Genomic DNA, 4,463 nt, shown 5'->3' with positions numbered 1-4,463 from the left:
TAGGAGAGGATTCAGAAAAAGGAGAGAAAAACTCCAAAAGGATATAATGGAATTTGCAAAGGAACTTATACAAATCCAGGCAAAAAGACAGAGTAAAAACGGATTTGCATTTTCCAAAGATACGGTCTGGCAAGAAGAGTTTGAGGAAGGATTCCCGTATAATGAGACCAAGGACCAGATGAGATCAATAGAAGAAGTAAAGCAGGATATGGAATCCCATACTGTTATGGACAGAATTGTTTGTGGTGATGTGGGGTATGGAAAAACCGAGGTTGCTATGAGAGCAGCCTTTAAGGCACTCATGGATGGAAAACAGGTGACAGTAATGGCCCCGACAACGGTACTTGCCAGTCAGCATTATGAAAGATTTTTAGAGAGATTTAAAAATTATCCACTGGAGATATCACTCCTTTCCAGACTGAAAAGTGATAAGGATCAAAGCGATACAATAAAAAAACTTAAATCAGGAACAGTGGATCTTGTGATAGGAACTCACAGGCTTCTTTCAAAAGATATAGGGTTTAAAAACCTGGGACTCATAATAATAGATGAGGAACAGAAATTTGGAGTAAAAGCCAAAGAGAAGTTAAAACATTTTCGTGCCAATGTGGATATGCTCACCCTTACGGCAACCCCTATACCCCGTACTTTAAATCTGGCATTTCTGGGAATAAGGGATATATCCATAATCCAGACTCCCCCTCCAAACAGGCTTCCTGTGGAAACCAAGTTTATGGAAAAAACAAAGGAGAATATAAAAGAAGCCATAATGAAAGAGGTGGCAAGAGAGGGACAGATATTTTACCTTTTTAACTCTGTGAAAAATATGAAGAGAAAACTAGAGGAGATAGAAAATATACTTCCTAAATATGTAAAAACCACATATATTCATGGTCAGATGACGCCTAAAGAGATAGGAGACAGAATAAAAGAGTTTGAAGACGGAGAGATAGACGTTCTCTTATCTACAACAATAATAGAAAACGGAATAGATATAGAAAATGCCAACACAATAATAATAGAGAATCTCGATAAGCTAGGGCTGTCTCAGGTATACCAGCTGAGAGGAAGAGTAGGCCGTGGAAGCAGAAAAGCCTATTGTTATCTAGTAATAGATAAAGATAAAAAAATGACAAAAAAAGGTGAACAGAGAAAGGATTCTCTTGAAAATATAGGTGTATTCGGGGCGGGATTCCAGCTGTCCATGGAAGATATGCGAATAAGAGGTGCAGGAGAGATACTAGGAGAAAAACAACATGGTGCCATGGAAACCCTGGGATATGACCTCTATTTAAAACTCCTGGATGAGGAGATAAAGAGGGTAAAGGGAGAAGAGATACTTCCTGATGATGTAGATGTGGAACTAGGAATTGATGCCAATATTCCTACGAGCTATATAGATGAATCTGAAAAAATTGTTATTTATAAAAGAGTCCTTATGGTTGACTCTACTGAAGAGATAGAGAATATAAAATCAGAACTTATAGACAGATTCGGAAAAATGCCTGATCCTGTAAAAAATCTATTTTACTATTTAGAGGTAAAACTTCTGGCCAGGCAGAATTTTCTAAAGGGAGTAAAGAAAACAGATGAGGGGTATCTGATTAAGTTTATAGAGGAAAAGCTTGATTTTGAAAAGGTTCACGAACTCATAGAAAAAGGCGAAGTTGTCTATGTACCAAAAGATCAGGGAATATTATATAGGGGTGACATTCTTGAGTTTCTTCTGAAATTCAAGGGATAGAAGTGTATACGAACAAAAATAAAGTTATTTATAGACTGCTGAATTTCTCTAAAGTTGATATTACTTCTCCTTGATGAAGTGCCCTTTTGGATATTTCTCTTTCAAGAGAAAAGTAACAATATGTAAATTCAATACCTTTTAAAAACTTAATATTTAAAAATTATTATTGATAATGTACAACAGGGAGATGATTATGAAGGAATTTCAAAGACTCGTGGAAATAATGAGAAAACTCAGGGCACCGGGAGGATGTCCCTGGGACAGGGAGCAGACAATAGAAAGCCTGAAACCTTATCTTTTGGAGGAGGTATATGAAACTCTGGAAGCCATGGACAATGGTGGAGATGAGTTGAAGGGTGAGTTAGGAGACCTCTTGCTCAATGTTGTTTTTCAGTCTCTTATAATGGAAGAAGAGGGACAGTTTAATATAGAGGATGTGTCAAAGGGAGTATCTGAAAAATTAATAAGAAGACATCCCCATGTATTTGGAGATATAGGAGTAAAAAACAGCAAAGAGGTAATAAGAAACTGGGATGCCATAAAAAAAGAGGAAAAAGAGCACAGACACAGAAAATCTGTCCTCGATGGTGTTCCTGCAGCTCTTCCCCCTCTTTCAAAAGCAGAAAAACTCCAGCATAAAGCTGCCAAGGTAGGTTTTGACTGGGAAAATGTAGATGGAGCCATAGATAAGATGGAAGAGGAACTCGAAGAGATGAGGGAAGCCTTCAGGAACAAAGATATGGAAAATCTCAAGGAAGAGATGGGAGATGTTGTGTTTTCATTAGTTAATGTAGCAAGGCTTGCAGGGATAAATATAACAGATGCCCTTATGAAAACAAACAACAAGTTTGAAAAGAGATTCAGATATATAGAGGAAAATTGTGATATTGAAAAATCTGATTTGGAGAAAATGGAGAAACTATGGCAGGAAGCGAAAAAAACAGAAAATTAAACCTGCAATAAAATTGTCGACATTCATTTCTCAAGGATGATGGCATATGAAACTTTATAAATATTGTGGATATTTAATTTGATAAGAATAAAAAATGGGGTAATATAAAAAAAGAGACGGAGGAATAAATTTGAGATTAGATAAATTTTTAAAGGTTTCCAGGGTTATAAAAAGAAGACCTGTGGCAAAAACTGTAATTGATAATAAAAAGGCAAAAATAAACGGTAAGGTTGCAAAATCCGGAACAGAGGTAAAAAACGGAGATATTTTGGAACTGGAGTATTTCAACAGATATTTCAAAATAGAGATAATGGATGTCCCAGAAGGAAATGTTCCCAAAGACAAAGCCCAGGACCTTGTTAAAATAATAGAGGTAAAGGAACTGGAAATACCGGAAAAAGAGGAAATTTTATAAATATGATGAAAAAGATAAAATCAAATGCCAAAATAAATATAGGGCTCAATGTCACAGGAAAACTTCCAAACGGATACCACCTGGTAGACATGGTAATGGCTCCTATAACCCTTTCTGATGAGATTGAGATTGATTTTACAGGGGAATCTGGTAATCTGCATATAACTACCAACAGGAAAGACATACCAACGGGAAAGGAAAATATAATTTATAAAGTTTATGAGGCCTTCTACAATAAGACAGGTATACTCAGAGAAAAGATAAATTTGTATCTGGAAAAAAAAATACCCCATCAGGCCGGGCTGGGAGGCGGAAGCTCCAACGGGGGAGTTTTTCTGAAAGAGCTGAACTCATATCACGGAAACATCCTGAGCCTGGATGAAATGATAGATATGACAAAAAGTATAGGGGCAGATATTCCTTTTTTTCTTGTGAATAAAACCTGCAGAATAAAGGGTATAGGGGAAAAGTTTCAAATAAAAGAAAACAATCTTATATGTGATATTTTAATAATAAAACCCAGTTTTGGAGTCAGCACGGCAAAGGCCTATAATGATTTTTCTAAACTTAAATATAAAAAAAATGCAAATATTGAAAAAATATTAGAGGGATTAAAGGAAAATAAACTTTCTGATGTATTAAACAATATAGAAAATCATTTGGAACAGGCGTTATTAATTGAAAATAAAGATTTAAAGTCATTTAAAGTGTTTTTAGACAGTTTAGAATTTATGAATTTTTTTATGTCTGGAAGCGGAAGTGCCTATTTTTCAATTGTAGAAAAGAAGAATTCTCAGGAGCTATATACCAAATTAAAAGGTCTTTTAGAGGGCTGTGAAGTTTACCTTTGCAGTTTTTCATAAAACAACAAACAAAAAGGAAGGTGCTTGAGTACGATGAAAATTACAGACGTAAGACTCAGAACTGTCAAGAATGAGAATGAACTAAAGCTAAAGGCTTACGCGGACATTACTTTTGATGAGTGCTTTGTTATTCATGGGTTGAAGGTGATTGATGGACAAAAGGGAATGTTTGTGGCTATGCCTTCTAGAAAGATGCCTAATGGAGAGTATAAGGATATTGCACATCCTATAACTCCGGAAATCAGAAAAGAGGTTACTGATACAGTAATCGAAAAATATAATGAAATTGAGAAAGAAGAGTCAGAGGCAGAAGAGCTAGTATAAAAAATAAGTCCAAAAGGACTTATTTTTTATTTAAAAAAACTGTGCGATAATTATATGAAACTACATAACAAAAAATTGTTGACACTAAAATGCAAATATGTTATTATTATCCCGTTGTTGGGCTGTCGCCAAGCGGTAAGGCAACGGACTTTGACTCCGTCATGC

5 protein-coding genes are annotated in these 4,463 nt (G+C 35.5%); all 5 read left to right on the top strand.

Going from position 1 to position 4,463, the window contains the following annotated elements:
* Positions 1-1,744, top strand: a 1,744-nt coding sequence (locus ABZA26_RS08645; protein WP_372714120.1) for a DEAD/DEAH box helicase, incomplete at its 5' end; no start/stop codon positions are given.
* Positions 1,745-1,937: 193 nt separating this feature from the next.
* Positions 1,938-2,696, top strand: a complete 759-nt coding sequence (gene mazG / locus ABZA26_RS08640) for a nucleoside triphosphate pyrophosphohydrolase (RefSeq protein ID WP_372714119.1) — start codon at positions 1,938-1,940, stop codon at positions 2,694-2,696.
* A gap of 130 nt (positions 2,697-2,826) precedes the next feature.
* Complete coding sequence (locus ABZA26_RS08635) at positions 2,827-3,111, top strand: RNA-binding S4 domain-containing protein (RefSeq protein ID WP_372714118.1); 285 nt, start codon at positions 2,827-2,829, stop codon at positions 3,109-3,111.
* Positions 3,112-3,113: 2 nt separating this feature from the next.
* Entirely contained in the window at positions 3,114-3,974 is an 861-nt protein-coding gene (gene ispE / locus ABZA26_RS08630; RefSeq protein WP_372714117.1) for a 4-(cytidine 5'-diphospho)-2-C-methyl-D-erythritol kinase, read from the top strand.
* 33 nt (positions 3,975-4,007) lie between these two features.
* Complete coding sequence (gene spoVG / locus ABZA26_RS08625; protein WP_372714116.1) at positions 4,008-4,298, top strand: septation regulator SpoVG; 291 nt, start codon at positions 4,008-4,010, stop codon at positions 4,296-4,298.
* Positions 4,299-4,463 lie beyond the last annotated feature (165 nt).

The organism is Ilyobacter sp., assembly GCF_041583315.1.
Lineage (GTDB): Bacteria > Fusobacteriota > Fusobacteriia > Fusobacteriales > Fusobacteriaceae > Ilyobacter.
Note: the sequence above shows the minus strand (reverse complement) of the source record. Positions and strands in the feature narration are given on the sequence as shown.

Excerpts from the sequence above, each read along its gene's own strand:
- mazG (WP_372714119.1), top strand. The coding sequence starts at position 1,938 with ATGAAGGAATTTCAAAGACTCGTGGAAATAATGAGAAAACTCAGGGCA.
- ispE (WP_372714117.1), top strand. The coding sequence starts at position 3,114 with ATGATGAAAAAGATAAAATCAAATGCCAAAATAAATATAGGGCTCAAT.
- spoVG (WP_372714116.1), top strand. The coding sequence starts at position 4,008 with ATGAAAATTACAGACGTAAGACTCAGAACTGTCAAGAATGAGAATGAA.